General features: G+C 47.2%; 21 protein-coding genes. 17 read left to right on the top strand and 4 right to left on the bottom strand.

From position 1 onward, the window contains the following. From ACTNCK_RS09040 to ACTNCK_RS09060, 5 genes are all read left to right on the top strand, one after another. Positions 1–481, top strand: a 481-nt coding sequence (locus ACTNCK_RS09040; protein WP_441082192.1) for a DDE-type integrase/transposase/recombinase, incomplete at its 5' end; no start/stop codon positions are given. A 200-nt stretch (positions 482–681) separates the two neighbouring features. Beyond that, a complete protein-coding gene (locus ACTNCK_RS09045; protein WP_441082193.1) occupies positions 682–2,109 on the top strand; it encodes an NAD(P)/FAD-dependent oxidoreductase in 1,428 nt (475 codons plus the stop codon). Positions 2,110–2,121: 12 nt separating this feature from the next. Continuing rightward, the gene (locus tag ACTNCK_RS09050) at positions 2,122–3,372 is read left to right on the top strand and encodes an NAD(P)/FAD-dependent oxidoreductase (protein WP_441082194.1); all 1,251 of its coding nucleotides are present in this window, start codon (positions 2,122–2,124) and stop codon (positions 3,370–3,372) included. 15 nt (positions 3,373–3,387) lie between these two features. Further along, the gene (locus ACTNCK_RS09055; RefSeq protein ID WP_441082195.1) at positions 3,388–3,741 is read left to right on the top strand and encodes a DUF1667 domain-containing protein; all 354 of its coding nucleotides are present in this window, start codon (positions 3,388–3,390) and stop codon (positions 3,739–3,741) included. A 187-nt stretch (positions 3,742–3,928) separates the two neighbouring features. Continuing rightward, positions 3,929–4,147, top strand: coding sequence for a hypothetical protein (locus ACTNCK_RS09060; protein ID WP_441082196.1), 219 nt, complete (start codon positions 3,929–3,931; stop codon positions 4,145–4,147). A gap of 5 nt (positions 4,148–4,152) precedes the next feature. Here the strand turns inward: ACTNCK_RS09060 and ymfI are convergent, their stop codons facing one another. The 4 genes from ymfI to ACTNCK_RS09080 all read right to left on the bottom strand — a co-directional run bounded on the left by ymfI (position 4,153) and on the right by ACTNCK_RS09080 (position 7,758). Beyond that, the gene (gene ymfI, locus ACTNCK_RS09065; protein ID WP_441082197.1) at positions 4,153–4,917 is read right to left on the bottom strand and encodes an elongation factor P 5-aminopentanone reductase; all 765 of its coding nucleotides are present in this window, start codon (positions 4,915–4,917) and stop codon (positions 4,153–4,155) included. Positions 4,918–5,409: 492 nt separating this feature from the next. Further along, positions 5,410–5,964, bottom strand: coding sequence for a lysophospholipid acyltransferase family protein (locus ACTNCK_RS09070; protein WP_441082198.1), 555 nt, complete (start codon positions 5,962–5,964; stop codon positions 5,410–5,412). A gap of 249 nt (positions 5,965–6,213) precedes the next feature. Then, positions 6,214–6,747 (bottom strand): ribosome hibernation-promoting factor, HPF/YfiA family, encoded by a 534-nt coding sequence (hpf, locus tag ACTNCK_RS09075; RefSeq protein WP_441082199.1) that lies wholly within the window; start codon positions 6,745–6,747, stop codon positions 6,214–6,216. An 87-nt stretch (positions 6,748–6,834) separates the two neighbouring features. After that, the gene (locus ACTNCK_RS09080) at positions 6,835–7,758 is read right to left on the bottom strand and encodes a helix-turn-helix domain-containing protein (RefSeq protein WP_441082200.1); all 924 of its coding nucleotides are present in this window, start codon (positions 7,756–7,758) and stop codon (positions 6,835–6,837) included. A 269-nt stretch (positions 7,759–8,027) separates the two neighbouring features. On the opposite strand from ACTNCK_RS09080, the gene ACTNCK_RS09085 reads away from it, so the two are divergent. The 12 genes from ACTNCK_RS09085 to ACTNCK_RS09140 all read left to right on the top strand — a co-directional run bounded on the left by ACTNCK_RS09085 (position 8,028) and on the right by ACTNCK_RS09140 (position 24,618). Continuing rightward, positions 8,028–8,270 carry a Veg family protein gene (locus ACTNCK_RS09085; RefSeq protein WP_441082202.1) on the top strand — a complete coding sequence of 81 codons (243 nt, stop codon included), beginning with the start codon at positions 8,028–8,030 and terminating at the stop codon, positions 8,268–8,270. Positions 8,271–8,370: 100 nt separating this feature from the next. Further along, positions 8,371–9,555 carry a C40 family peptidase gene (locus tag ACTNCK_RS09090; protein ID WP_441082203.1) on the top strand — a complete coding sequence of 395 codons (1,185 nt, stop codon included), beginning with the start codon at positions 8,371–8,373 and terminating at the stop codon, positions 9,553–9,555. Next, positions 9,552–10,298, top strand: coding sequence for a hypothetical protein (locus ACTNCK_RS09095; RefSeq protein WP_441082205.1), 747 nt, complete (start codon positions 9,552–9,554; stop codon positions 10,296–10,298). The genes ACTNCK_RS09090 and ACTNCK_RS09095 overlap by 4 nt, the downstream gene beginning before the upstream one ends. Continuing rightward, positions 10,295–11,209, top strand: coding sequence for a methionyl aminopeptidase (locus ACTNCK_RS09100; RefSeq protein WP_441082206.1), 915 nt, complete (start codon positions 10,295–10,297; stop codon positions 11,207–11,209). The genes ACTNCK_RS09095 and ACTNCK_RS09100 overlap by 4 nt, the downstream gene beginning before the upstream one ends. 584 nt (positions 11,210–11,793) lie before the next feature. Beyond that, on the top strand, positions 11,794–15,336 hold the full coding sequence (gene mfd / locus ACTNCK_RS09105) for a transcription-repair coupling factor (RefSeq protein WP_441082207.1): 3,543 nt from the start codon (positions 11,794–11,796) through the stop codon (positions 15,334–15,336). 49 nt (positions 15,337–15,385) lie between these two features. Further along, positions 15,386–15,811, top strand: a complete 426-nt coding sequence (locus tag ACTNCK_RS09110) for an RrF2 family transcriptional regulator (protein WP_441082208.1) — start codon at positions 15,386–15,388, stop codon at positions 15,809–15,811. Positions 15,812–15,898: 87 nt separating this feature from the next. Next, a complete protein-coding gene (gene secA / locus ACTNCK_RS09115) occupies positions 15,899–18,493 on the top strand; it encodes a preprotein translocase subunit SecA (RefSeq protein ID WP_441082209.1) in 2,595 nt (864 codons plus the stop codon). 220 nt (positions 18,494–18,713) lie between these two features. Continuing rightward, positions 18,714–20,081 carry an ABC transporter substrate-binding protein gene (locus tag ACTNCK_RS09120; protein ID WP_441082210.1) on the top strand — a complete coding sequence of 456 codons (1,368 nt, stop codon included), beginning with the start codon at positions 18,714–18,716 and terminating at the stop codon, positions 20,079–20,081. A gap of 236 nt (positions 20,082–20,317) precedes the next feature. Beyond that, positions 20,318–21,160 (top strand): carbohydrate ABC transporter permease, encoded by an 843-nt coding sequence (locus ACTNCK_RS09125; RefSeq protein WP_441082211.1) that lies wholly within the window; start codon positions 20,318–20,320, stop codon positions 21,158–21,160. 1 nt (position 21,161) lies between these two features. Continuing rightward, positions 21,162–22,031 carry a carbohydrate ABC transporter permease gene (locus ACTNCK_RS09130; RefSeq protein WP_441082212.1) on the top strand — a complete coding sequence of 290 codons (870 nt, stop codon included), beginning with the start codon at positions 21,162–21,164 and terminating at the stop codon, positions 22,029–22,031. A gap of 28 nt (positions 22,032–22,059) precedes the next feature. Further along, the gene (malQ, locus tag ACTNCK_RS09135; RefSeq protein ID WP_441082213.1) at positions 22,060–23,559 is read left to right on the top strand and encodes a 4-alpha-glucanotransferase; all 1,500 of its coding nucleotides are present in this window, start codon (positions 22,060–22,062) and stop codon (positions 23,557–23,559) included. A 24-nt stretch (positions 23,560–23,583) separates the two neighbouring features. Next, entirely contained in the window at positions 23,584–24,618 is a 1,035-nt protein-coding gene (locus ACTNCK_RS09140; RefSeq protein ID WP_441082214.1) for a LacI family DNA-binding transcriptional regulator, read from the top strand. Positions 24,619–24,656 lie beyond the last annotated feature (38 nt).

Raw genomic sequence — 24,656 nt, forward strand, 5'->3', positions numbered from 1 at the left:
CTTCTGCAACTATCTGAATGCGGTTCCAGAGTTCAAGGCGTATTTTAATAAACGACGACCATCAAAGAGCCAGGCATTTATACGATATGAGACAGAGGCAGGTAAGCAGGCGCAGCTTGACTGGAAAGAATCAATGAAGTTGCTTACCACAGATATCGGATGGGTCGAGATAAATATATTCGTGCTGATTCTATCTCTTTCGAGATACAGGGTCTATCAACTTACTATGAGTAAGTCTCAGGATGTTCTTTTCTCCTGTCTGGATAACGCTTTCGAGACATTTGGCGGCGTCCCGGAAGAAATAGTCACAGACAACATGAAAACTGTAATGGATTCACCTAGAACAAAAGGTTCTGAAGGGAAGATCAATATACGTTTTAAGCAGTTCGCCGATGATTATGGATTCAAAGTTCAGCCATGTGTGGCGGCTACGCCTAAGACAAAAAATCCATTTCTAAAACAGTTGATATTCTCTACTTGAACAAGAGGTTTACCATGAAATACACCAAAGAACAACATTTGGACATTGGCCGCCGGATTTATTCTGGTGAAATCAGTAAGTTCTCGAAGAATGTAGCAAAGAAGCCTCCTCCCTTGCTCACTCCTCCGAATCGTGATATAATCGAAACTATAACGAGACGATTTAGTTTCGCGGGGCTTATAGATAAGGAGGAAAGACAGATGTATGACGTGGTGATCATAGGGGCCGGCGCAGTCGGTTCAGCCACAGCCAGAGAGCTTTCAAGGCACAAAGGGAGATTTCTGGTGCTTGAGGCAGACTGTGATGTCTGCTCTGGCACGACAAAGGCGAATAGTGCGATAGTGCATGCAGGATATGATGCAGTGCCGGGGTCGCTCAAGGCAAAGTATAACGTGTGGGGTTCGAGGGTCATGGAGGCGCTGTCAGAAGAGCTTGATTTCCCGTATAAGAAGACGGGGTCTCTTGTGGTATGCAGGAAGGATCAGGACAGGGCGGAGCTTGAACGGCTGCTTGAACAGGGGAAGAAGAACGGAGTAGAAGGACTTTCTATAATAGAAAGAGATCAGATCATAGAGATGGAACCGCAGATAGCCGATGAGGTTACCTGCGCGCTTTACGCGCCTACGGCAGCGATCATCTGCCCGTTTGGGATGAATATAGCTTTTGCGGAAAATGCCGCGGACAATGGCGTGGAATTCGCCTTCAATTCAAAAGTCACCGGGGTGAAAAAGGTCGATGACCATTTCTCCATAAAGACAGAGAATAGTGAATATCAGGCAAGGGCAGTTGTAAATGCAGCCGGTGTCTATGCTGATATCATCCACAATATGGTATCAGAGAAGAAGATCCATATCACGGCCAGAAGAGGTGAATATGAGCTTTTGGACAAGTCGGCGGCAGGGATCTGCAGCCATACTATTTTCCAGCTGCCATCAAAGCTTGGAAAGGGAATTCTGGTGACTCCTACAGTGCATGGGAATGTGCTTATAGGGCCTACAGCAGAGGATATACTGGATAAAGAGGACATTGAAACAACGGCCGATGGCTTGTCCAGGGTCGAGGAGATGAGCGCGCTTTCGATAAAGGATATACCATACAGAAGTGTGATCACATCATTTGCAGGACTAAGGGCTCACGAGGATGGAGGAGATTTCATCATCGGGGAGGCGGCCGACTGCAGCGGATTTTTCGATGCGGCAGGGATAGAGTCACCGGGATTATCAAGCGCACCGGCAATAGGAGCAGACCTGGCAATGATGGTGGCAGAGAGTCTTTCTCTTAAGGAAAATGAACGATTCAACGGTACAAGGATAGGAATCCTCGATCCGAAGAAGCTGTCTGCAGAGGATCGGAACACACTGATAAAGGAACATCCGGAGTACGGTCAGATCATCTGCCGGTGCGAATCGGTGACGGCGGGCGAAATAAAGGATGCGATCACAAGAACGCTTGGCGCACGGACCCTTGACGGGATCAAGAGACGAACAAGAGCCGGAATGGGCAGATGCCAGGCCGGATTCTGCACACCGCGTCAGATGGAGCTTCTGGAAAAATATGCAGGCCTTTCGTCTGAGCAGGTTACCAAATCAGGCGGAGACAGCCTACTGGTTTATGGCAGGACTAAATAAGGGAGGCTTCTAATGGAAAATTATGATCTTGTAATTGTCGGAGGAGGTCCTGCGGGTCTTGCTGCTGCACTTTCAGCCAGAGCTGATGGGATTTCTGATATACTAATACTTGAAAGAGATGACAGACTCGGAGGCATCCTGAACCAGTGTATACATAATGGCTTTGGACTCCATACCTTTAACCAGGAGCTGACAGGACCTGAATATGCAGCAAGGTTCATTTCCCAGGTCATCGATCAGAAGATCGACTACAGACTGAACACAATGGTGATGGATATAAGCCATGACAGGACAGTCACAGCAATGAATCCGACTGATGGACTTTTCATGGTAAAGGCAAAGGCTGTGGTACTTGCAATGGGATGCAGGGAAAGGAGCCGCGGCGCTTTGAATATTCCGGGCTTTCGCCCAGCCGGCATATATACTGCGGGCTGCGCCCAGCGCCTTGTAAATATGGAAGGAGAAATGCCGGGAAGGAAAGTCGTGATCCTGGGTTCAGGTGATATTGGACTTATAATGGCCAGACGCATGACGCTGGAGGGCGCTAAGGTCGAGGTAGTAGCCGAGCTCATGCCATATTCAGGAGGACTCAAAAGAAATATAGTCCAGTGCCTTGACGATTTCGGAATACCATTAAAGCTTTCCCATACAGTTGTAAGCATTGAGGGAAAGAAAAGGGTCGAGGCTGTGACAATAGCAGAGGTTGGAGCAGACAGGAAACCGATAGCCGGTACTGAGGAAAGATATGAGTGCGACACGCTTCTTTTGTCCTGTGGACTGATCCCTGAAAACGAGCTTTCAAAGGACTGCGGCGTTGAGCTTTCAAGGATCACAAATGGCCCCGTCGTAAATGACTCGCTGGAGACAAGCGTTGCTGGAATATTTGCCTGTGGAAATGTGCTGCATGTCCATGATCTGGTGGATTTCGTCTCAACAGAGGCAAAGAATGCCGGACACTATGCAGCAGAATTCATAAGGCACGGCGAGACATCATATAATACCATAGACATAAGATGTGATGGCAGGGTACGCTATACTGTGCCTCAGACCGTAAGACCCGAGGCCATGGAGGATACGATCACAGTAAGGTTTCGCGTAGCCGATGTCTATAAGGGAGCCTCTATTGTCGTAAGGGCAGCAGGCAGGGAGCTTGTCCGCAGAAGGAAGCAGATAATGGCACCCGGTGAAATGGAACAGGTGGTCCTTAAGAAATCAGATCTTGGAGATGCTGATTCGATAGAAATAGGCCTGGAGGAAGCCTGAACAGGAGGTAGAACAATGGAAAGGAATCTGACCTGTATAGGATGTCCCATGGGATGTGCCCTTACAGTTACCATAGAAAACGGGGAGGTAAAATCAGTAACAGGTAATACCTGCAAGCGCGGCGAGGATTATGGAAGAAAGGAGGTCACTAGCCCTACAAGGATAGTGACAAGTACAGTTGCAGTAGAGGGCGGAAGGGACGCTGTGGTGTCCGTAAAGACCGCCTCCGATATACCAAAGGCAAGGATCGGTGATATTGTAAAGGCGCTTGGAACAGTGAAGGTAAAGTCTCCGGTGCATATCGGTGATGTAATAATAAAGAATGTCTGTGATACTGGCGTTGATATCATAGCGACCAGGGAGGACTGAATAAAGCAGGATGAAAAGGAAGAGATACTTCTTTTTCATCCTGTTTTTTTAATCTGAAGATACAATTATGATAAAGTGTCTTATAAAGTGAAAAAATGGTGTTGACATAGATTTATTTATAAGTTATAGTAATGTGAGTAGATAAAAATAAATATTTAAGTAAATTATAAATAAAAGGAGAAAAGAAATGAGTGATATAAGCACTAGCGAACAGGCCGGAGCACAGACCGAGTCCCGTCACAGAGGGAGGCCCAGAGTTGCTAACAAAAAGAAACAGTATACTCTTACAATGAGACCCGATATATACAAGCAGGCCTGTGAGGAGGCTGACAGAAGAGGCATATCGTTTTCGGCGCTGATCGCAAATGCTCTTACCGAGTACCTGGACAAGAACTCAGATGATTAGGCGGATCAGATAAAGGCACCATCAGCAGTGAGAATCTGTCCAGTCACATAGGTCAGGTTCATTACTGACCAGGCTGCATCAGCTATTTCATCAGGAGAAGCGAATCGGCCGAGAGGGATCTGGTTTTCCAGATCCTTTTTTTCTTCTGGAGAAAAAAAGGAATTCATATCAGTATCAACGCAGCCTGGAGCGATCGCATTGACCCTGATCCCGGATGGAGCCAGTTCTCTGGCAAGAGCCTTTGTATAGAGATTGACTCCGCCTTTGCTGGCTGAATAGGCTACCTCGCAGGAGGCGCCGACATTACCCCACATAGACGAGATGTTCAGTACGGACCCTCTTTTCTGATGGATCATGGAAGGTATAAAGGCCTTTGTCATATAAAAAAGTGAAGAAAGGTTGACAGCTATCATACGGTTCCAGTCTTCCACTGACATATCGGTGATAAGGCCGATAAAGGAGATTCCGGCATTGTTTACCATATAGTCGATATGAGGGAAGTTCTCTAACACCTTATATTTCATGGCACTTACAGAATCCGGATCACCTACATCGCATCCCTGGCATATTACACTGATACCGTAGTTCTGCTCCAGCTCCTTTCCTAGCTCCTCAAGCATGTCCACAGAGTTCCTGCAGCAGATAGCCAGATTTACGCCGTTTTCGGCCATTTTAATGGCGATTGAGCGCCCTATGCCTCGCGATGCTCCGGTTACGATCCCGTAGGATGGCGAATTTATTGATGGTATTTTATTTAATAAACTTTTCATTGGCTGTTCACAATTCAAACACAAACATTATGTATCATATAACCATCAAAAGGAAATCACAGTTCCTTTTGAGACGGAAATTGTTTTCGTTTTTCATACTCCCCCTCTTTTACAGGGCCCCCAGCATGGGGGCTCTTGTTTTTTGGAAGCAGCTTTTTGAAGCCAGGGATCAGGGATCAGGGACACCATCAGATACCACCTATCTCTAGAACCTAACCCTTCACACCTCAGACCTCACACCTCACACCTCAGACCTCTCACCTCGGGAAGTTCTGCTCGCTAAGCTCAAGCTTCGCCTACGGCTTGCTTTCGCTAATAAGGAAGTTCTTTTCGCTAAATTCGAGCTTCGCCTATGGCTCGCTCTCATTAATCTCAAAGAACGGCTTCGTTTCGGATTCGAGCTTCGCTATAAGCTCGCTCTCATCTCGAAACTTTCAGCCTCACAGAACGGCCTTGCCTGTGGTTCGAGCTTCGTCTTCGACTCGCTCTTGCCTACAGGCTTTCGGCCTCACACCTCACACCTCGCACCTCACCCCTCACTCTCTCAGGCAACTCCTTTATCTCCTCCTTACTCAGTTCCTTTGTCTCGATCGGCTTACCAAAGGTCAGGGTTACCCTTGCTTTCTTGATGTTAGGGAAGTGGTATTCCAGGATGTCCCTTGTGCCTGTGATAGTGACAGGGACGATCGGGACCTTAGCCTTTGTAGCGATCTTGAAGCTGCCCGGATGAAACTTATGGACTTCTCCGTCCTTTGACCGGGTGCCCTCAGGATAGATGAAAATGCTGACGCCGTGCTTTAATCTGTCAACAGCAGTAAGTATCATATCCATACCGGAACGAAGGCTGTTTCTGTCGAGAGAGATGCAGTAAAGCCTTTTCATCAGGAGGCCAAGGACAGGAACCTTGAAAATGGACTTTTTGGCAACAAAGCCAGTAAGATTCGGAAGACGGCTGTAGGTGATGACGATATCAAAGAAGCTCTGGTGATTGCCAATGAAAAGGACAGGCTGGTCTGATGGTATGTTTTCAAGTCCACTGACCTCCACGCTTGATCCTGATATTTTTTCAACACAGGAAAAACCCCATTGAACGAAGTGCATAATGAACTTATCGGTCCGGGAAGGATCTTTTCTGCTGATAAGCCAGGAAATCCCAAGGACAGGGAGAGAAATGATAAGGAAGAGAACTACATAAATAAGTGAAAGAAGGGTCCGCATGATATCTCCAGAAATAAAAAATCGCCAAAGAGACTTAGAAGCCCCCTTGACGATCTGCAGCTAAAAATAAGACAAGTATCAGAATTCAGGCTCTATAAGACCGTAGGTGTTGCCACGACGCTTATAGACCACATTTACCTCGTCAGTCTCAGCGTTTCTGAATACGAAGAAGTCATGTCCGAGAAGCTCCATCTGTACGCAGGCATCCTCTGGATACATAGGCTTGATGCCGAAGTGCTTAGTCCTCTTGATCTTTATCGGGGACTCCTCATCGATATCCTCGTCATCAATGAAATCCTCCTGGAAGAATTCCCTTGGTTCGTTCTGCCTGGAAACGAGCTTTGTGCGGTATTTACGAAGCTGCCTCTCTATAACCTCCTCTACAAGGTCGATCGATACATACATATCATTGGAAACCTGCTCAGATCTGATAATCTGTCCTTTGATAGGGATCGTGACCTCGATCTTCTGTCTGTCCTTCTCTACTGAGAGGGTGACATTGATAACGGTGTCGTCAGTAAAGTACTTCCCGAGCTTTCCGAGCTTGTCATTTACTGCAGTCTTGATGCCGTCAGTGAGTTCGATGTTTTTTCCTGTGATGTTGATCTTCATGATGAAAACCCCCTTTGCTATATATTTGTCTGGGAGGAAAAAGTCCCATCCATCGGGTTGTTTAAAAATAGTATAGCACAAGAGAAATTAAAAAACGAGTACTTTATGGGCACTTTTTCTGGAATTTTTATGAAAAATAAGAGAGGCGCTGTGGCGGAGCTCGCAGGCAGCCTCGGGGTTGCCGGTCCGATCAAGGAGGTCGGCCTTGCACATAAGGGCAAGATAATAAAGCCTGGAGCCACCGGAGTAGGAAATGTTTGTGAAAAGCAGCGAAAGATGCTCCTTTGCCTTATAAAGCTCGCCCATTTCTATCTCAAGCTCGCACAGATTGATAAGGATGCCTATATTTGTCCTCCTCATTATCACAGGAAGCGACCGTTTCATGTTGAGAAGGAGAAGAGTATGGAGGAGACCTATCGCCTCATTTTCTAGAGATGGATCTCCGGAATCAGACAGGCCGACGCTAAGAGCGTTTATCAGGAGAAATTCGGTCTGGGTCGGAATGAAGCCGATATCGGAGGACGAGGAAAAATCGGGACGTTGTGCGCTTATCAGATCCATGCATAATTCGCAGAGCTGGGTCCCGTTCATGAAATCGCTCTGGAAATAACAAAGTATTGCCTCGTAGAAGCCGAGAAGCTGTTTTTCCTCAGGAGAAAGGACCGGAAAAAGACTGTAGTAACGGCACAGACATTCGCTGAGCGTCTCCCAGTTGTCGAGAAGAGCTTCCTCGTGTATCCTCGTGCGAAGAGATAAACGCTCGCTGTTTTCGGGGGTATAGAGGTCCTGATAGGAAAGCCCGGGATCGCCAAGCCTTGACATAAGGCTTATAAATTCTATCTCAGATGGTACATCCTTTCCGGCCTCAATCCGTGAGTATTTCTGGACCGAGCATATCCCGTAGGCTGCCTTTTCCTGCGTGAGGCAGGATTTTCTCCTAAGTTCCCTAAGCATCTGAGCAGATGAGCTGCTGTCACACCTGTATCCGCAGTAATTGCCTCTTTTCTCCATGAATCTCATATTCCTCCTTAAGCAGGCCTGTCCTGCAGCAGCTGTATGATACTGCAGACAGAACTCCGAAAACGGGTACGAAATATATTATACAATGTGAAAAATGATGCTGGTTCGAAACGAAGGAAACCATGACTGATACAATTTTGTAAATTATATAAAAAATATGTAAAACTATTTTGACAATCCAGCAGAAAGGTGGTATACTACATCTTGTATATGTTGCCATTTGGCGTTTTGACTAATGGCGGGCAGGAGGAAAATCAATAATGGAACAGACTGAGTACGAAAAGGTGCGTTATTCAATCCAGCAGCAGTGCGGCAATAAGGTCATGATTCAGCTTGACAAGGGCCGCAATAAGGTGGATGTCCGTACAGGGGTGATCAAGGAAGCATACCCGAGTGTCTTCACTGTGCTGGTATCAGACGATGATGCAGATCATCCGGATCAGCTGCTGTCATTCAGCTATAAGGATGTGATCACCGAGGAGATAAGGATGAGGCTCTGCTGACCGTACTTATACAACTGAATACATATTTACAGAGAGGGCTTTATTGCCCTCTTTTTTTGTGTTATACTATAAAAAATGTGATTTGAATGGAGAGGTGTAAATGAAGAGACTAGGTGCATTCACATTAGCACTTGTGATGATCTTTACAACGCCGCATATACAGGCAGATGCTGCCGGACTTAAGAGCCGTATAAAGAGCCTCCAGAGACAGAGCGAGGAAAAAAAGTCCCAGCTCGATGACCTCCGCTCCCAGCTGGTGGATCTTATTTCCCAGATCGATGCCCTTGAGGAGGATATCAAGGAAAATGATCAGGACATAAAGGACGCAGAGGATGACCTCGCGGATGCGAAGAAGGCTGAGAAGCAGCAGTACAATTCCATGAAATCCCGTATCAGATACTTTTATGAGAATGATACGGAGAATAATGTATTCAATATCCTTATAGGCTCAAAGGGACTTACTGACTTTATCAACAAGGTCCAGTATATGAATGCTGTATACAGCTATGACAGGGATCTTCTTGATTCCTATGAGGCGACGAGAGTTGAGATCCAGGGAATGGAGGAGGACTTAAAGGACAAGCGCGAGGAACTTGACAAGGAAAAGAAGTCATTAAAGGATCAGAAAAAGAGCCTTAAGAATCTGATAGAATCCAAAAAGGACGAGGTGTCAGATATTCAGAGTCAGGTAAAGGCTGCAAAGGCACTTGCAAGGAAAAGAGCAGCCGAGAGAAGACAGAGGCTTGAGGAGGCCAGGAGACAGAGGAATATTGCCAAGGCAGCTGCCGCAGCAAGAGCAGCCCAGGCGGCCCTGACAGGCAATAATGACAACAACGGCGGAGGAAGCAGCGGAGCCAGCGGAGCCAGCGGAGGCAGCGGAGGCAGCGGATCAAGCCCATTTATCCAGGATGCCGATCCGTCTCCTTCCACAGACGTCTCAGGCTCATCGGTAGTAAGCTATGCTATGCAGTTTGTTGGAAACCGCTATGTATGGGGAGGTAATTCCCTGACCAACGGTGTTGACTGCTCAGGCTTTGTCGTACAGGTTTACAGACATTTTGGCATAGACCTGTCAGGCTCGAGAAACTCAGCAGCCCTGAGGTCTGTCGGAAAGGCAGTAAGCCCTGACAATATAAAGGCCGGAGACATAGTCTGCTATCCGGGACATGTGGCTATCTATTCCGGAGACGGCCTGATAGTTGAAGCACAGAGCTCGCGTGCCGGCATCACTCACAACCGTTCCTGGAACCATGGAACAGTACTTGCGATCAGAAGGGTTATATGACAGACAAGAGAAAAAGCCGGCTGGCCCGCTTTAAGGCCAGGGCAGGGAAGAGTCTTGCTGCGATCCTTGTAGCCTCAGGGATCACAGCTCTGATTGTGGGGGGTCTGTATCAGGGACTTACAAGGAGCAGGGACCTTATCTACAAGGATCATCTGGATGATACGGCAGCCGTGGTTGACGGTGAGAAGCTGACCTTTCGAGATCTGGCCTTCTATGTGACCTACGAGGAGAATCAGGTACAGAAGTCTGCTCTTGCCTATGATCCGGAAAAGCCATGGGATTACTGGGATTCTAATCTGGGTGGGAAGTTTGTCGTCTCCGAGGCGAAAAGAGCCTCTATAAACATGGCCATACATGACAGGATACTTCTTCGGATGGCCGAGGACTCCGGAACGGCGCTTACGACGGAGGAGAAGAAGCAGCTGGAGAACAGAACGACGGATTTTTATGAAGATCTTTATGATGATCAGAGAGAGAATCTTCCGGTTTCCTATCAGACCATAAACAGGACGATTTCGGATATTGCCATAGCAGAAAAGTATCAGAGAGAATTAGCAGAGAAAAATGACGATACATTCGCTTCCTACAGCTTTGATGGGAAAGCGTACAAAAGGCTTCGTAAGAAACATGATGTGAAGATAAGCGATTCCTGGTGGAGGATCAGAATGGGAAGGATCACACTGGGATATGGAGTGGCTTATTCTTCGTCAAGGAAGAATTTAAAAAGAAAGACAGGCAAATGAAGGCATTAGGATCAGGCTTTGGAAGGAAAGAAAAAAAGATAGTAAAGATTGGCAGGAATGATCCCTGCTGGTGCGGAAGCGGGAAGAAATACAAGCAGTGCCATGAAGCATTTGACAGGAGGATAGAGCGTATCAGACTTGAGGGACATGAGGTCCCGGACAGGACCATAATCAAGACTCCTGACCAGATAGAAAAGATAAAAAAGAGCGCAGCCATAAACATGGCCTGTCTCGATGAGGTAGAGAAGCAGATTCATCCGGGAATGACGACCCAGGAGATCGACGATATAATAAACGATGTCACCTATGGAATGGGAGGAGTACCGGCTCCGCTCAACTACGAGGGCTTCCCTAAGAGTGTCTGCACATCTGTAAACGATCAGGTCTGCCACGGCATACCTTCAGAGGATGTGGTGCTTCAGGATGGAGACATAATAAATGTTGACTGCTCCACGATACTCGATGGATATTTCTCGGATTCATCTAGAATGTACATGATAGGTGAGGTCTCCGAGGAGAAGAGACGCTTAGTCGAGGTCACAAAGGAGTGCTGTGATCTGGGACTTGCTCAGGTAAAGCCATGGGGCTTTCTGGGAGACATGGCAGAGGCAGTCCATACACATGCTGAAGAAAATGGCTACAGCGTGGTAAGGGAAATAGGCGGGCATGGCTGCGGACTGGAATTCCATGAGGAGCCATGGGTAGGCTACCTGTCCAACAGAGGCGAGGATATGCTGATGGTCCCTGGAATGTGCTTTACTATTGAACCGATGATCAATATGGGAGCGGCGGATATCTATACAGACAAGGAGAACAACTGGGAGGTCTACACGCTTGACGGGATGCCATCTGCTCAGTGGGAATATCAGGTCCTGGTAACAGAGGATGGCTGCGAGGTCATCACACATTAATAGGCTGTAAGCCGCATCCGCTACAGCTGGAATGGATCTGTAAAGCCTTTTATTGCAATACAGATTATGCAGGAGGTCATTAACCACCAGATGATAGAACGGCAAAGTGCTGTGAGGTAATTTCATGTTGATGCAGCTACAATATATAGATCAGGCAAGAGGGCAGAAGGCGACATGATAAAGGATAGTGACCTGCGGCAGGCATGGTAGGCGGTAAGCGTGTTTTTTAGGGAAATGCGGTAAAGGACAGTATTTGCAGAGGATAGCTGAGGGACACCGATCCGATCGGAAAATTCGAGAAAATAGAAGTCTTGTTCAATATAATGGTATGAATCGACAGATCAGACTAAATATAGTAAAAGACATCTGGAGACAGAAAATTGTATAAAAATTTAAAAAAATTCAACCACTCCCTCAAAAACCTCTTGCATTATCATCTGGAATATAGTATATTATGTTAGTACCAACTAACGTTAGCAAAAGCTAACATAGTTGCCTCCACTACATACTTTTCATACATACTTTTCCAGAGAATCCGGCCTTATGGGTCGGGTTTTCTGGTTTAGAAGAATAATGGCAGACATATGAAGAAGATCTATTCACCTCTTTATGAGCTTGGAGAAATACAGGAACTAAGAGACAGACTGAAAAAAGGAGGCATGTACGAGCTGTCCGGCATACTAGATCAGGCCAGAGCGGGTACAGTCATGGCTCTGGGCGGCGAGTGCAGCTGTAAGCTGATCGTTTTTGATACAGAAAAAAAGGCCCTGGATTTCGTGGATGAATACAGGAATCTGGATCAGGACACCGAATATTTCCCGGCCAAGGACGTGCTCTTCTATCAGTCAAATGTCAAGGGCAACACCCTCACAAGGGAGAGGATGAAGGTCTTTCGCTCTATAATAGAAAAGGAAAAGATCACAATAGCGACAACCGTAGATGCACTAATGAATATACTCCCTCCCCTTGATGAGCTGCGCGAGGGGGTCATCATGCTGCATCCGGGAGATATAATAGATCCGTCTGTCCTTCAGAAAAGGCTGGTCGCCTCCGGCTATCAGAATTCGGCTCAGGTGGAGGAACCGGGCCAGTTTGCCTCACGTGGAGGGATAATAGATGTATTCCCGCTTACAGAGGATGTTCCGGTCAGGATAGAGTTCTGGGATGACCAGATCGATACTATAAGGACCTTCGATATAGGAAGTCAGAAATCTGATGAGAATGTCGAGAGCGCCCGCATCGATCCTGCCATGGAGCTTTTCCTCACGGAGGAAAGAAAAAGAGAAGGACTTAAACGCCTTGAAAAGGATTTCAAAAGCAGATATACAAGCCTCAGGGATTCAATGAAGACCGAGGAGGCCTTTGCCTTAAAGACCATGTACGAGGACTTCACAGGTCTTTTGGATGGCGGGGATATGTCGTCGGCAGACAATTTTCAGATGTACTTTGAGGACAGGAAATCAGGCCTGCTCGATTATATACCTGAGGATGGGATGATCTTCCTCGATGAGCCTGCAAGACTTTTAGAAAGTGCAGAGGTCGTGGAGCAGGAGGTCTCATCGGCCATGATGAGGAGAGTTGAGAACGGAACAGCCCTGCCTCTCCAGCAGCAGATACTTTTCGGCTCAAGAGAGACAATAGCCAGATTTGGCGGCAGGAATGGGATCATTTTTGCCCAGATAGCAGGAAATACAGGTATACTGAAGCCGAAGGATCAGTTCTATGTCCATCAGGTCTCGGTGACGAGCTACCAGAATTCGATCGGGCTTTTGGAAAAGGAGATCGGGTCCTACAAAAACAGGAAGTACCGGATCTGTATAGTCACATCCTCGTCGACAAGAGGGAAGAAGCTAAAGGATGATCTGACTGCAGACGGGATCAACGCATTCTATTCTGATACGGACGAGACCGCAATAAAGCCAGGTCAGGTGATGATAAAGGCGGGGTCGATCAGAAGGGGATATGAATTTCCGGATATAGGCTTTGTATACATTGCCGAGGGCGACATTTTTGGCGCAGCCGTAAGAAAAAAGAAAAGAAAGAAAAAGCATAATTCCGGCGCCCAGATAACGAGCTTCGGAGAACTCTCGCCCGGTGACTATGTAGTACATGAGAATCATGGGCTTGGCATCTATGAGGGTATAAAAAAGATAGAGGTCGACGGGGTCGTCAAGGATTTCCTTAAGATCTCCTATGCCGGAGACTCGAATCTCTATGTGCCGGTCACGAATCTGGATGTCCTGTCAAAGTACGGAAGCGTGGGCGATAAGAAGCCAAAGCTGAATTCCCTTGGTGACGGGGCATGGAAGAAGACCAAGTCCCGTGTCAGGTCAGCCGTTGGCGAGGTGGCAAAGGAGTTAGTAAAGCTGTATGCGATAAGACAGAAGAACAAGGGCTATGTCTATGGACCGGATACAGTCTGGCAGAAGGAGTTTGAGGATTCATTTCCTTACGAGGAGACCGACAGCCAGCTGCAGGCCATAAATGATGTTAAGGCTGATATGGAAAGTCCAAGGATCATGGATCGGCTTGTATGCGGGGATGTGGGGTTCGGGAAGACAGAGATAGCCATGAGGGCGGCCTTCAAGGCAGTCCAGGAAAACAAGCAGGTCGCGTATCTGGTGCCGACGACCATACTCTGTCAGCAGCATTATAATAATTTTAAGGAAAGGATGAAAAACTATCCTGTAAATATAGAAATGCTGAGCCGCTTCAGGACATCCGCCCAGAACAGGGAGACTATAGCCAGACTGAAGGAAGGCCGGGTAGATATAGTGATAGGGACTCACAGGCTCCTGTCAAAAGATGTGGGCTTCAAGGACTTAGGCCTTCTGATCATTGACGAGGAGCAGAGATTCGGCGTCACCCATAAGGAAAAGATAAAGGAAATGAAGAAGAATGTGGATGTGATGTCGCTTTCTGCGACACCGATACCACGCACCCTCCATATGAGCATGTCGGGAATCCGCGACATGAGCCTGCTTGTCGATGCTCCGACAGACAGGGTACCGATCCAGACCTTTGTCTTCGAGCAGAATGATGAGATGGTAAGAGAGGCCATAGAAAGGGAGCTGGCCAGAGGCGGTCAGGTCTACTATGTGATAAACAAGGTCAGACAGATAGCTGACGTTGCAGCAAGGATAGCCGCGATGGTCCCTGACGCAAATGTCGAATATGCCCATGGTCAGATGTCGAAAAACAGGCTCGAGGAAATCATGACAGATTTCGTGAACAGGGATATTGATGTGCTTGTTGCGACGACTATTATCGAGATAGGGCTTGATATAAGCAATGTAAACACGATAATTATCCATGATGCCGACCAGCTGGGCCTGTCGCAGCTCTATCAGCTTCGTGGAAGGGTAGGCAGGAGCTCGAGGACAGCATACGCATTTCTTATGTACAGACGCAACAAGTCGCTCAAGGAGGTCGCAGAGAAGAGACTTGCAGCAATAAAGGAATTTACAGAGCTTGGAAGCGGTTTCAAGATAGCCATGAGGGATTTGGAGATCCGCGGGGCAGGGAATCTTCTCGGGGAGGAGCAGTCAGGACATATGGCTTCAGTAGGCTATGAGCTTTACTGTAAGCTCTTAAACGCAGCCGTCGCAAAGGAAAAGGGTATCGACGAAGCGATTGAAGATGATTTCGAGACAAATGTGGATATAAGGCTGGATGCCTATATACCAGCATCCTATATCAGGGATGAGGAGACGAGGCTTGATATATACAAGCGCATAAGCACGCTCTCATCTGATGAGGAGCAGCAGGAGCTTCTTGAGGAGCTTATAGACAGATTTGGAGATCCAGGGAGGACGCTTCTTAGCCTGCTTGATGCAGCCCTGTTGAGAAACACCGCCCACAGGGCTTTTATCACGAGGATAAAGCAGGATAATGACCAGGTGACGCTTTCCTTCTGGGAGAAGGCAAGGATAGACGCGGCAAGGATACCGGAGATAGTCGGAGAATTTTCGCCATATCTTGCATTTGTTCCGGCCCGGCTGTCGCTTACTCTTAATATGGCTGCCAACAGGAACTTTCCGCGAAATGACATGGTCAGATACCTGATCGGTATCTGCCAGAGGCTTGCTACTATAGTTCTTCCTATTGACAGAAAAACGGATTCATGAGACAATAAAACAAACCCGGTGAAAAGATGGGAATAATAGGAGAAAAGATATGACCATAAGTACCAGAGGAAGATACGCGCTCAGAGTGATGGTAGATCTGGCTGAGCATAATAATGGAGAGTTCATTCCGCTTTCCGATATAGCAGACAGGCAGGAGATATCGGAGAAATATCTGGAGTCCATAGTCTCAATGCTCTCCAAGAGCGGCTTTGTTGTCTCGCTAAGAGGCAAGGGCGGCGGATACAGGCTTACAAGGAGCCCTGAGGAATATACTATAAGGGAAATCCTCGAGGTCACAGAGGGTTCTCTCGAACCAGTACCGAATATGGATGAGGACAAGGGAGACAATGTCTCGGCAGCTCGCGAGATGAAAATGTGGAAGGGCCTTTACAAGGCTATCACCGATTATCTGGATTCAGTCACTATAAAGGACATAACTGGCACAGAGATAGGACAGTACGACTTCGTGATCTGATAAAACTTGTATAATTTTTATAAACGTGTTATCATATATCCTAATTGGCTTCTTTGAAAAGAATACATAAGGAGAAAACACACACATATGAGTATAGTCACAAAGATATTTGGAACCCACAGCCAGCATGAGCTGCGCCGTATCAGACCGATAGTAGACAAGATAGAGGGCTATCGCGATGAGATGGGAAAGCTTTCTGATGAAGAGCTTAGAGGCAAGACCGATTACTTCAAGGAGCAGCTTGCGAATGGCAAGACTCTTGACGATATCCTTCCTGAGGCGTACGCAGTAGTCCGCGAGGCTGCGAAGCGTACACTCGGAATGGAGCACTTCAGGGTCCAGCTGATCGGTGGCATCATTCTTCATCAGGGCCGTATCGCAGAGATGAAGACCGGTGAAGGAAAGACACTTGTATGTACCCTTCCGGCATATCTGAATGCCCTTGAGGGCAAGGGAGTCCATGTAGTAACGGTAAATGACTACCTGGCAAAGCGTGATGCAGAGTGGATGGGAGCAGTCCATGAGTTCCTTGGTCTTACAGTTGGCTGTGTCCTGAATGACATGGACAAGGAGGAGCGTCAGGCCGCCTACAACTGTGATATCACCTATATCACGAACAATGAGCTGGGATTTGACTATCTGAGAGACAACATGGTCGTAAGGAAAGAAGACATGGTCCAGAGAGGCCTGCACTATGCGATCATAGATGAGGTGGACTCAGTTCTCATCGATGAAGCCCGTACGCCTCTTATCATCTCAGGCCAGAGTGGCAAGTCGACCAAGCTTTATGAGATGTGCGATGTGCTTGTACGCCAGATGGAGCGAGGCAAGGATCTCCCGGAATATTCCAAGATGGATGCCATTATGGGAATAGAGCAGGAGGAGACAGGTGACTATATAGTCGGCGAGAAGGATAAGGTAGTAAACCTAACCCAGAGAGGCATAAAGAAGACCGAGGAATTTTTCCATATAGAAAACCTTGCAGATCCTGAGAATCTTGAGATCCAGCACAATGTGATCCTTGCGATCAGGGCTCATGAGCTTATGCACAGGGATCAGGACTACGTCGTAAAGGACGGAGAGGTCCTGATAGTAGATGACTTCACAGGAAGGATCATGCCTGGCCGCCGTTATTCAGACGGACTCCACCAGGCTATCGAGGCCAAGGAGCATGTGGATATCAAGAGAGAAAGCATGACCCTGGCCGATATCACATTCCAGAACTTCTTCAACAAGTATGACAAGAAGGCCGGAATGACAGGTACCGCCCTCACTGAGGAGCAGGAGTTCCGTGATATCTACGGAATGGATGTAATCGAGATCCCGACCAATAAGCCTGTCATCCGTATAGATCATGACGACGCTGTATACAAGACCGAGAAGGAGAAGTTTGCGGCAGTAGTTGACGAGGTAAAGGAAGCCCATGCCAAGGGCCAGCCAGTCCTTGTAGGAACGATTACTATCGATGTGTCTGAACGGTTATCCAAGCTTTTAAGCCGTGAGGGCATACAGCATGAGGTCCTGAATGCCAAGAACCATGAGAAGGAGGCTGAGATCGTAGCTCAGGCCGGTATCCATGGTCATGTGACTATAGCTACAAATATGGCCGGACGTGGTACCGATATCAAGATCGATGACGAGGCCCGCGAGGCCGGAGGCTTAAAGATCATAGGAACCGAGCGCCACGAGTCGAGACGAATCGATAACCAGCTGCGTGGACGTTCAGGTCGTCAGGGGGATCCGGGTGAGTCCCAGTTCTTCATTTCCCTTGAGGACAATCTGATGCGCCTGTTCGGATCAGAGAGACTTATAAAGGTATTTAATTCCCTTGGTATTCCTGAGGGCGAGCAGATCCACCACAAGCTGCTCACAAGCGCAATAGAGCATGCCCAGGAGAAGATCGAGAGCAATAACTTCAGCATCAGAAAGAACCTGCTCGAGTACGACGAGGTCAATAATGACCAGCGTGAGCTTGTTTACAAGCAGAGACGCAGAGTGCTCGACGGCGAGGATATGCATGATCAGATCAAGGCAATGATCGCAGATCAGGTAAGGTCTCTGGTAGAGAAGGTAATAAATGACGGAATAGGCCGTGATGAGTGGGATCTGAACGAGCTTAACCGCATCCTGCTCGATGTGATACCTATGAAGCCTGTCACCGAGGACTTCCTTGACCAGCATTCTATAAAGAATGTCGCAGATCTCGAGGAGAAGATCATAGAGGAGGCAGACGAGCTCTATGAGCAGAAGGCAGCCGAGGCTCCGGAGGAGGTTGACTTCCATGAGATAGAGAGAGTAGTGCTTCTGCGTGCTATCGACCAGCACTGGATGGAAGAGATCGACGATATGGAGCAGCTCAGACAGAGCATAGGCCTCCAAGCATACGGACAGAAGAATCCTATCGATGAATACAAGGCCGAGTCCTATGAGATGATGGATGCCATGAACGAGGCTATTCGTCACGATACAGTTATGATGATGTTCCGCATCCGCTTCGAGAGAAAGATCGAGCGTGAAGAGGTGGCCAAGCCGACAGGAACGAATAAGGACGACGGTCCTTCTCAGTCAGGACCTAAGCGCAGGAAGGCGCCGAAGATCTATCCGAATGATCCGTGTCCATGCGGCAGCGGACTTAAGTACAAGAACTGCCATGGAAAGAAGCTGTATAGCAGTAAGGGCTGAAAATGATAAGAGGCTGGGTTTTGTGCAAGTTGCACAAAACCCAGCCTCTTTTTTTGAACAGGTTCAACAAAATTGTCAAAAGGGTATTGAAAACGTTTCCAAAACGTGATACATTAGATTCATCGAAAGGAAACGTTTCCAAGCAAGAAGGAGATGCGAGGTAACGTTTCCGAAAGAAACGTTATCAATCTAAAAAGAATCAGAATGGAGGATTCGAATCATGAAAAGAAAACTCGTAACAGCGCTCCTCTGTGGAGCAATGGCAGTTACAGCATTAGCTGGCTGTGGCGGTTCAAAGAACACATCATCTTCATCCACCAAGTCTTCTTCAGGCACATCAAAGAAGGCATCAGGCGGAAAGGTTTATTACCTGAACTTCAAGCCAGAGGCAGACGAGGATTGGCAGGCTCTCGCAAAGGAGTACACAAAGGAGACCGGAACAGAGGTCAAGGTTGTTACAGCCGCATCAGGAACATACGAGCAGCAGCTCACTTCTGAGATGGCAAAGAAGGATGCTCCTACACTCTTCCAGGTAAACGGACCTGTAGGACTTGCAAGCTGGAAGGACTACTGCGATGATATGTCAAAGTCAGAGATCTACAAGCACATGAAGGACGGTACAGATTCCTTCGTTCTTAAGGATGGAGACAAGGTTGACGGAATCGCATACGTTATCGAGACCTATGGAATCATCTACAACAAGGGCTTACTTGACAAGTACTGCAAGCTCGATGGCGCAAAGATCTCCAAGCCAGAGGACATCAACAGCTTCGACAAGCTGAAGGAAGTAGCAGACGACATTCAGGCAAAGAAGGATCAGCTCGGAGTAAAGGGAGCCTTTACATCAGCTGGAATGGATTCTTCATCAGACTGGAGATTCAAGACCCATCTTGCAAACCTTCCTATCTACTATGAGTACCAGAAGGAAGGCGAGACAGATACAGACGCTATCAAGGGCGAGTATCTCGACAACTTTAAGAAGATCTGGGATCTCTACCTTACAGATTCTACCTGCAAGCCAACCGAGATCGCTGCAAAGACCGGTGATGACGCTAACTCAGAGTTCAACAACGGCGAGGCAGTCTTCTATCAGAATGGTACATGGGCTTACTCAGATATCCAGAAGGCCGGCAAGATCAAGGACGATGAGCTTGGAATGCTTCCTATCTACATCGGAGTTGACGGCGAGGAAAATCAGGGACTCTGCACAGGATCAGAGAACTACTGGTGCGTAAACAGCCAGGCAAGCGATGCTGACAAGCAGGCTACATATGATTTCCTTAACTGGGTCATCACATCAGATCAGGGACGTGATTCTATAGCAAACAAGATGGGATTCGTTACACCGTTCGATACTTTCACAGACAAGTACGAGACAACAAACCCTCTTGTAAAGATCGCAAACGACTACGTTGCTCAGGGCAAGACACCTGTATCATGGAACTTCACAACAATGCCTTCAGAGGAATGGAAGAACCAGCTTGGTTCTGCTATGACAGCATATGCTGATGGCTCAGGCAAGTGGAGCGGAGTTGTTAAGGCATTCGTTGACAACTGGAAGTCAGAGAAGGCTGCATCAGCTCAGTAACGATATTAAAGCTTCTTCTTCATTAGATATATAACTCAATTCAGGGCTCTGCCTATCCTCCTTTAAGACAGAGCCTGACATGCGGGCGGATGACACCCACCGTCATCCGCCCGATTTTTCTAAGCGGAAATGATGTATTTCCAGGAATCCGGGACCAAATAAATCCGTATCCCGGGAAAGATATTATTGGCAACACTAGAGATCAGATCGATTTTTCACAGAAAGGACAATGGCAGATGAAAAAGACAGTCAGAAGGGCCTTCCCCATTTTCGTGCTTCCTACCTTGATCGCCTTTACAATTGGCTTCATAGTACCGTTCCTATGGGGAGCTTATCTATCATTCAACAGATTCACAGTAATCAACAACACGACCTTCGTTGGTCTGGAGAACTACAAGAAGATCTTTACAGAGAATGATTTCACTCATTCACTCTGGTACACGGCACTGTTTACAGTCGTAAGTGTGATTACGATAAACGTATTCGGATTTCTAATAGCGCTTGCCCTGACCAAGAGGTTCAGAGGGACAAACGTATTCAGGACCATCTTCTTCATGCCAAACCTTATCGGAGGAATCGTCCTTGGTACCATCTGGAAGATGATCTTCAACGGCATTCTGGCACATTGGAGCACTACAATAGTAAGCAACGCAAAGTACGGCTTCTGGGGCCTTGTCATTCTTATGAACTGGCAGCAGATAGGATATGTAATGATAATCTATATAGCCGGTATCATGGGAGTGCCTCACGAGCTTATCGAATCAGCAGAGATAGACGGAGCCGGAGCATGGCAGCGCCTTAAGAACGTAGTTATCCCTATCCTTCGCCCGACCATCACTATCTGTACCTTCCTCACACTGACAAACGGCTTCAAGCTCTTCGATCAGAACCTTGCCCTTACAGCAGGTAAGCCTGGTAAGGCATCGCAGATGCTTGCACTTAATATCTACAACACCTTCTATGGAAGAGTAGGATGGCAGGGGGTAGGACAGGCAAAGGCTGTACTGTTTACCATACTTGTAGCAATAATAGCGTTCGCACAGCTGCACTTTACAAGACGCGGAGAGGAGCAGATGTAATATGGCAAAGAATAAGAATACAAACTTTGATCCGGCAGATAAGCCGGTAAAGTTCGGATTTATCTGGACAATATTGTTTACAGTATTATCACTCTTCTTTATTTTCCCGATATTCGAGGTTGTGATAAATTCATTCAAGACCACCAGCAATATAGGAGGAGCCAATACATTTGTCCTTCCGACAAAGGATTCCTTTGCAGGACTGGCAAACTATGTACAGGGTATAGCTGATACCAACTTCTGGTCAGCCTTCGGAAACACGGTCCTCATAACAGTGCTTTCAGTCGCAGCCATAATCCTCTGCACATCCATGTGCGGTTGGTATATAGCAAGAGTGGACAGCAAGGGAGCAAAGATCGTTTACGCACTCTTCGCATTCTCTATGGTAATTCCGTTCCAGATGGTAATGTATACTCTGGCTTATGTAGCCCAGAACCTTAATCTTACCAATCCTATCGGATTAGTTCCAGTATATCTGGGATTTGGAGCAGGTCTTGCGACATTCATGTTTGTAGGCTTTGCCAAGTCCATTCCTCTTGAGATAGAGGAGGCTGCAATGATAGACGGCTGCGGAGCACTGGGCATCTTTTTCAGGATCGTAGTACCTATAATGAAGCCAACCTATATCACAGTAGCCATTCTTGAGGCGATGTGGATATGGAACGACTACCTTCTGCCTTATCTGGTGCTTGATTCAAACTACAAGACAGTACCTATCGCTATCCAGTTCCTTCAGACCAGCCATGGTCAGGTCGAATGGGGACCAATGATGGCCATAATCATACTTGCTATTATCCCTATAATCGTCTTCTACATGCTTGCACAGAAGTACATTATCGGAGGAGTTGTAGCTGGAGCAGTTAAGGGTTGATACAGGCTTATTTACGAAAGGAAACATAATGAGATCAGCAGGAATTCTGATGCCAGTGTTTTCTCTTCCGGGATCATACGGAATAGGCTGCTTTTCTGCAGAGGCATATAGATTTGTGGATTTTCTCGAGCAGGCAGGCCAGTCATACTGGCAGATCCTGCCGCTCGGCCCTACGAGCTACGGAGATTCTCCATATCAGTCCTTTTCCACATTTGCTGGAAATCCTTATTTCGTCGATCCTGATACCCTGAAGAATGAAGGTCTGCTGACAGAAGCAGACCTTCACGATTTTCCGGGAGGAAATGAAGACAGGATAGACTACGGAAAACAGTATGAAAACAGATTCACTCTTTTGAGAAGAGCCTTCGCCCGCTTTGACACGGATCAGGAAGGCTACAGGGCATTTAAGGAAAGGGAAAGCGACTGGCTGTTTGACTATGCCCTTTTCATGGCTCTAAAAGATGCACATGACGGCAGAAGCTTCACAGAGTGGGAGGATGACTACAGGAAAAGAGATGAGACTGCACTTGCCTCATTTCTGGAGGATCGGGGAGAGGATGTAGAGTTTTACATCTTTATCCAGTACGAATTTTTCACCCAGTGGAAGAGGCTGAAGGAATATGCAAACAATCACGGTATAGAGATAATAGGCGACATACCGATCTATGTAGCGGCAGATTCATCAGATGTATGGACCGGTCCAGAGCTTTTTCAGATGGATGAGGACCAGAAACCTACGGCAGTATCAGGATGCCCGCCTGATGGATTCTCGGCAGACGGTCAGCTCTGGGGCAATCCTCTCTACAGATGGGATTATCACGAGTCTACTGGCTATGAATGGTGGATAAGACGGATAAAAAAGTGTCAGGAGCTTTATGATATAGTAAGGATTGACCATTTCAGAGGCTTTGATGAATACTATTCTATCCCGGCCGGCAATACTACAGCTAAGGGAGGCCACTGGGAAAAGGGCCCTGGAATTGGACTTTTCAACAAGATAAGACAGGAACTTGGAGATGTCCGTATAATAGCCGAGGATCTGGGCTTTATTACGGACAGTGTAAGGGCTTTGGTAAAGGAATGTGGCTTTCCTAATATGAAGGTTCTTGAATTCGGCTTTGACAGCAGGGATTCCTCCGGAGTGATCAATAAAGAAAACCAGTATCTGCCATTCAACTATCACAGGAACAGTGTGGTCTATACAGGTACCCATGACAATGAAACTCTTCGGGGATGGCTAGACAGCATTACTCCATTAGAGCTGCAATCTCTGAAAAATTACTTAGGCCTGCCTGATTCCGCTACAAAGCCGTCCGTAGTAAAGGGTATGATAAGGCTGGCACTTGGAAGTGTATCAGATATGGCAGTGATACCGCTCTGGGACTATCTGAGGCTTGACAACAGGGCAAGGATCAACACTCCATCCACTCTCGGAGATAACTGGAGATGGCGGGTCAGGAAAAAGGCACTGAGCCAGGAAAAGGCGGAAGAGATAAGGAAGCTTACAGAGGTGTACGGCAGACTGTAAAGATAGTAAAGGAGAACTGATAGAATGTCGGACCAGCTTACAATAAAGGATATCGCGAAATACTGCGGAGTAGGTGTAAGCACGGTCTCGCGCGCTATAAACGATGACCCGGGGATCAGTCCCAAGACAAAGGAAAGGGTGCTTAAGGTAGTAAAGAAGTTTCATTATATTCCAAACAACAGCGCCCGCAACTTAAAGATCCAGGAATCCAATACAATAGCTCTTATAGTGCGCGGACTGAACAATATATTCTTTCAGTCGATGTTTGACGGATTTCAGACCCTGCTCTATAAGAATGGCTATGATTTTCTGATCCATCTGGTAGATGAAAATACGGCAGTTTCACGTTCGGCCATAGAGCTTGCCAAGGAGAAGCGGCTTAAGGGAGTCATATTCCTTGGAGGACAAATGGAGGATCCTGCCGTGGAGCTTGACCAGCTTGATGTGCCCTATGTGCTGTGTACGGTAGCGCACAGCATGTATACCCCTATGCCGAATGTGAATCTTGTCGCCATAGATGACGCCGCAGAAAGCTGCAAGGCAGTTAAGTACCTGATCGAAAAGGGCCACAGGAGGATAGCGATAATCACAGGACATAAGGATGATCGTGCGGTGGGAGGACAGAGACTGTCAGGCTATAAAAGGGCTCTTGCGGAAGCTGGGATAGCCTATGACGAGGATCTGGTCGGATACATGGAGGAGGATATTCCGGAGTTCACCACGGAAAATGGTTATGCGGTCGCAAAGAAGCTTCTGGCCAGAACTGATTTTACAGCTCTTTTCTGCATTTCAGATATAACAGCTATAGGAGCCTATAAGGCGATATCAGAGGCAGGCCTTAATGTAGCGGATGATCTCTCGGTGGTCGGCTTCGACGGAATAGACCTTGGAAGGTTTACGATCCCGTCTCTTACGACGATAAGCCAGCCAAAGGACAAGATGGTAAAGTCCTCAGTAGATCTTCTGATGAAGGCGATTAACGGAGACGATACTCCACGGCAGCTGGTGTATTCTGCCTCGCTTCTTGAAAGGGAATCGGTAAAGGCAATAGAAAGATGAAAGTGTAATCTTTCATCTTTTTTATTGCATTTACAGGT

It is taken from the genome of Candidatus Weimeria sp. HCP3S3_B5 (genome assembly GCF_052064335.1).
Lineage (GTDB): Bacteria > Bacillota > Clostridia > Lachnospirales > Lachnospiraceae > Weimeria.

Excerpts from the sequence above, each read along its gene's own strand:
- ACTNCK_RS09045 (WP_441082193.1), top strand. The coding sequence starts at position 682 with ATGTATGACGTGGTGATCATAGGGGCCGGCGCAGTCGGTTCAGCCACA.
- ACTNCK_RS09050 (WP_441082194.1), top strand. The coding sequence starts at position 2,122 with ATGGAAAATTATGATCTTGTAATTGTCGGAGGAGGTCCTGCGGGTCTT.
- ACTNCK_RS09055 (WP_441082195.1), top strand. The coding sequence starts at position 3,388 with ATGGAAAGGAATCTGACCTGTATAGGATGTCCCATGGGATGTGCCCTT.
- ACTNCK_RS09060 (WP_441082196.1), top strand. The coding sequence starts at position 3,929 with ATGAGTGATATAAGCACTAGCGAACAGGCCGGAGCACAGACCGAGTCC.
- ymfI (WP_441082197.1), bottom strand. The coding sequence starts at position 4,917 with ATGAAAAGTTTATTAAATAAAATACCATCAATAAATTCGCCATCCTAC.
- hpf (WP_441082199.1), bottom strand. The coding sequence starts at position 6,747 with ATGAAGATCAACATCACAGGAAAAAACATCGAACTCACTGACGGCATC.
- ACTNCK_RS09080 (WP_441082200.1), bottom strand. The coding sequence starts at position 7,758 with ATGGAGAAAAGAGGCAATTACTGCGGATACAGGTGTGACAGCAGCTCA.
- ACTNCK_RS09085 (WP_441082202.1), top strand. The coding sequence starts at position 8,028 with ATGGAACAGACTGAGTACGAAAAGGTGCGTTATTCAATCCAGCAGCAG.
- ACTNCK_RS09090 (WP_441082203.1), top strand. The coding sequence starts at position 8,371 with ATGAAGAGACTAGGTGCATTCACATTAGCACTTGTGATGATCTTTACA.
- ACTNCK_RS09095 (WP_441082205.1), top strand. The coding sequence starts at position 9,552 with ATGACAGACAAGAGAAAAAGCCGGCTGGCCCGCTTTAAGGCCAGGGCA.
- ACTNCK_RS09100 (WP_441082206.1), top strand. The coding sequence starts at position 10,295 with ATGAAGGCATTAGGATCAGGCTTTGGAAGGAAAGAAAAAAAGATAGTA.
- mfd (WP_441082207.1), top strand. The coding sequence starts at position 11,794 with ATGAAGAAGATCTATTCACCTCTTTATGAGCTTGGAGAAATACAGGAA.
- ACTNCK_RS09110 (WP_441082208.1), top strand. The coding sequence starts at position 15,386 with ATGACCATAAGTACCAGAGGAAGATACGCGCTCAGAGTGATGGTAGAT.
- secA (WP_441082209.1), top strand. The coding sequence starts at position 15,899 with ATGAGTATAGTCACAAAGATATTTGGAACCCACAGCCAGCATGAGCTG.
- ACTNCK_RS09120 (WP_441082210.1), top strand. The coding sequence starts at position 18,714 with ATGAAAAGAAAACTCGTAACAGCGCTCCTCTGTGGAGCAATGGCAGTT.
- ACTNCK_RS09125 (WP_441082211.1), top strand. The coding sequence starts at position 20,318 with ATGAAAAAGACAGTCAGAAGGGCCTTCCCCATTTTCGTGCTTCCTACC.
- ACTNCK_RS09130 (WP_441082212.1), top strand. The coding sequence starts at position 21,162 with ATGGCAAAGAATAAGAATACAAACTTTGATCCGGCAGATAAGCCGGTA.
- malQ (WP_441082213.1), top strand. The coding sequence starts at position 22,060 with ATGAGATCAGCAGGAATTCTGATGCCAGTGTTTTCTCTTCCGGGATCA.
- ACTNCK_RS09140 (WP_441082214.1), top strand. The coding sequence starts at position 23,584 with ATGTCGGACCAGCTTACAATAAAGGATATCGCGAAATACTGCGGAGTA.